Genomic DNA, 2,696 nt, shown 5'->3' with positions numbered 1-2,696 from the left:
TTAATTGAGCCAGAACATATTGTAGGTATTCAGGTAAATGACGTTGTAGGGTTAAGCGGACATGCTTCGCTCGTCTGCTTAACGTGGGGCAGCCCATCCGGGGCCCGGCTCTGTCGCGAAGCGAACCTCGCCTATCAGCCGGCATCCCACTGCACTCTGTCCCGGCTAATCTTCCTCCAACCTCTGCAAGCAGGTATATGCTAGTCTAACCCCATCTTCAAACTTGGCCATGGATTCATCCAGAGTGAGCTTTCCTTGTTCAAGCTCAGTCACAATGGCCTCAAGCCTGGACAAGGCCTGTTTCAAACTCATATTCTCCATTGTATTCTGCATTGGTGAGCGTTCTTCAGCCACCTCTGGTGACCCCCTCGGGTCTTAGGGTCCTCGCTCTCCTGATCATTTATCTCTGCTCCCATAGGCAATGAAAGGATGGTCAGGCCTCTCCACGTTAATGGCCTCAGATATCTCATTCAAAAGATCCAGTCCTCCTTTGACCAAGAAAGAGAAGATGTTAATTACACCCTCCTGAGGTCTGTCCAGAGGAAAGATGTGGGTCTTCAGTTTTGAAATCTGTCTGATTTCAACTCCCCCTTTCTCAGCCGCTCTCTCTTCTATTCTCTTGGACATCTCCCGGAGTTTCTTATCTGTGGTTCTCCTGCCCCTGGCCAGTGCTTTGCCCAAAGTGGGATCCAGCTCTTCCACCTCTCTCATCATCCCATCCATCTCGGCCAGGACGGCTGAATGACGCTGCTGGAACCTGTCCACATGGGAATTATGGTCGAACCTCTTAAGGATATGGTGGATACTTCCCTTTAGTTCAAGAGGATCAATCTCGTACTTGCGGAGCCATCGGGTCACCTTGGGTTCCAGAAGAGTGCAACTGGCCCGCGGATAGATAATGGGCATGGTCATGCCACGAGCCTGGTAGACCTCTTTAAGCTGAGCTATATAATTTATCTCTCCAGGACCGCCCACATAAACCACTGTGGGCAATAGAAAATCCTGAAATAGGGGGCGGAGATAAACACAGGTAGTAAATTTTTGGGGGGTCTCCCGCAAGATTTTTAAAAGCTCTTGGCGACTGTGTCCCCTCTCTGAAGTCCAGAAACCGCGAGCAGGACCGTGGTAGACCTGCCGCCTGCCTTCTTTTTCCACTAAAAAGAAGCTACAGGCATTATCAGTCTTGGATATGGGACGCATATAACCAAGAGACTCTAATTCATCACCGGCCTGTTCTACCTGCCGGGTCAGTGTGAGAGGATCCTCGATCTCTTTTCCCAATAGCTCTCTGGCCAGATCCTTAAACTCCCTCTTCATAGGGTCCAAAAGTATCAATCCCTGTTCGGCAAAAAGCCTCATTATCAGGCAAGAGAAGAAATCACCCAGAGTCCTGGCTTGAGCAAGGGAGTCGCTGATCATACCCAGCAAATCAACTTTGAACTCCGAATCTATGAACTCAGCTTCCAGGAAATTGATGATGGTGCGGTCTACTTCGTGAGCACCAATCTCCCCAATCGGCCTGCCCATATTCTTTCTTAAATTCAACCTGAAGGTCTTCACCTCGTCGTCTCTGGATAACACCGAAAAGTTATCCGCCTCACTCAAATCGCTATCTTCAGTAGCAGCCCAGAAGACAGGCACAAATCGGTAGGAGGGGTATCGCTCGTTCAGCAGCCCACATAATTTAATGACACTTAGAGCCTTATAGATAGTGACGGCTGGCCCGGTAAGCAGGCCGGCTTGCTGACCAGTGACCACGGCATAAGTGGAGGAGTGCTGCAGGGACTTTATAGCCTCCATGGTCTGGGAAGAAGCAGAAAGCCCAGCATTATAGTGAAGAAGAACCTTAACCAATCTTTTGCGGTCCGTACGGTATTCGCGTTCTTTGAACTGAATAACTTGAGGGACGTATTCTATATTGGGCGGCAAGGAGAAGTACTCCTTAAGCTTATCAAAGTGGGCCAGATAATCGAAGGGTATCTGCTCTGGAGAAAGAAGATCGGTTTGGGGACAAGAAGCCAATATGGTCATGGAATGTCTACAATCTCTACATGGTTAAGGACAAAGGGATTATTTCCTCGCCATTTTCTCTCTCAGTTTTCTCTGTCTCAAAAATGGCACCTATATATGGAAGCTAAAGGCAGATGAGCCGCCGGCGACGAAATCCTGGCGGCCTACTAGCTTCTGGGAAAACAAAAATTATCTTCTCTACGCCTGCTTTCCTATAAGCTACTCCTATCCTCAAAGGATAATTATCCTATCGGCAGGTCATTTTTCATGTTATCAGTGTGAACTAGCCTAATCTTCTAGACTACTAAGCTCACCCCCACTGTCAGACTCAGTTCCCGCCTTGGCCTCGGGCAGAGCTGACTTTGCCTTGTCTAACGGATTTTCACTTCTGGAATCTGTAGTATAAAAACCGGAGCCCTTAAAGACAATGCCTACAGGAACATAGACCCTGACTGCTTGACCCCTGCAGAGGTCGCAGCGTACCCCATTCCGGTCCTCCATGCTCCTGACTCTTTCAAAATAACGATTGCAAACTGGACAATAGTAATCGTAGACAGGCACTCCCAGACCACCTCGCTACTAAGTTTTTCCCGCAAATATACATCAAAGGAGGGGTTTTCGTCAATCGGCCGCGTTAAGTCATCTATAATGTAACCAAAGAGGTATTGGTTGAGTCATATAAAATG

The 2,696-nt window shown here is 48.3% G+C and carries 3 protein-coding genes; all 3 read right to left on the bottom strand.

Annotated features, from left to right (window positions below; all coding sequences use genetic code 11):
* Positions 1–165: 165 nt before the first annotated feature.
* The 3 genes from xseB to HW443_RS10440 all read right to left on the bottom strand — a co-directional run bounded on the left by xseB (position 166) and on the right by HW443_RS10440 (position 2,571).
* Positions 166–312, bottom strand: coding sequence for an exodeoxyribonuclease VII small subunit (gene xseB, locus HW443_RS10450; RefSeq protein WP_258190511.1), 147 nt, complete (start codon positions 310–312; stop codon positions 166–168).
* Between the two features lie 84 nt (positions 313–396).
* The gene (bshC, locus tag HW443_RS10445; protein WP_176231784.1) at positions 397–2,031 is read right to left on the bottom strand and encodes a bacillithiol biosynthesis cysteine-adding enzyme BshC; all 1,635 of its coding nucleotides are present in this window, start codon (positions 2,029–2,031) and stop codon (positions 397–399) included.
* A gap of 267 nt (positions 2,032–2,298) precedes the next feature.
* Complete coding sequence (locus HW443_RS10440; protein ID WP_176231785.1) at positions 2,299–2,571, bottom strand: FmdB family zinc ribbon protein; 273 nt, start codon at positions 2,569–2,571, stop codon at positions 2,299–2,301.
* Between the last annotated feature and the right edge of the window lie 125 nt (positions 2,572–2,696).

Source organism: Candidatus Hakubella thermalkaliphila (assembly GCF_013281975.1).
Classification (GTDB): domain Bacteria; phylum Actinomycetota; class Humimicrobiia; order Hakubellales; family Hakubellaceae; genus Hakubella; species Hakubella thermalkaliphila.
Note: the sequence above shows the minus strand (reverse complement) of the source record. Positions and strands in the feature narration are given on the sequence as shown.

Coding starts and splice junctions, on each gene's coding strand:
- bshC (WP_176231784.1), bottom strand. CDS start 2,031: ATGACCATATTGGCTTCTTGTCCCCAAACCGATCTTCTTTCTCCAGAG.
- xseB (WP_258190511.1), bottom strand. CDS start 312: ATGAGTTTGAAACAGGCCTTGTCCAGGCTTGAGGCCATTGTGACTGAG.